The sequence below is a fragment of the Halomonas borealis genome, from assembly GCF_004798905.1.
Classification (GTDB): Bacteria; Pseudomonadota; Gammaproteobacteria; order Pseudomonadales; family Halomonadaceae; genus Halomonas; species Halomonas borealis.
On sequence record NZ_SDMO01000134.1, the window covers coordinates 1 to 240 of the forward strand.

Annotated in this window: 1 protein-coding gene; it reads right to left on the minus strand. The window is 40.0% G+C overall.

The genetic code is table 11. The features are described from left to right. On the minus strand, positions 1–181 hold a 181-nt coding region (locus ETC07_RS16415), incomplete at its 3' end, for a GntR family transcriptional regulator (RefSeq protein WP_136249349.1). Between the last annotated feature and the right edge of the window lie 59 nt (positions 182–240).

Consider the following 240-nt stretch of genomic DNA (forward strand, 5'->3'; position numbering starts at 1 on the left):
GGATTCCTTCCTCTACAAGTGACGTTACTGCTTGTCGCGCAGTCATTCGACTTACACCAAAGCGCTCAGCCAAATCTCGTTCACTCGGCAGCCGCTCACCAATCTTCCAAACTGTTTTTTCAACTTCTTCTTTTATCGCGTCATGAATTCTTATATAATTTGGAACATTGCTTCTTTGCATGGTGTCTCCCTCTGCCTTGTTTTTTTATTATTATATACCAATTTCAAATAAAAAACCAG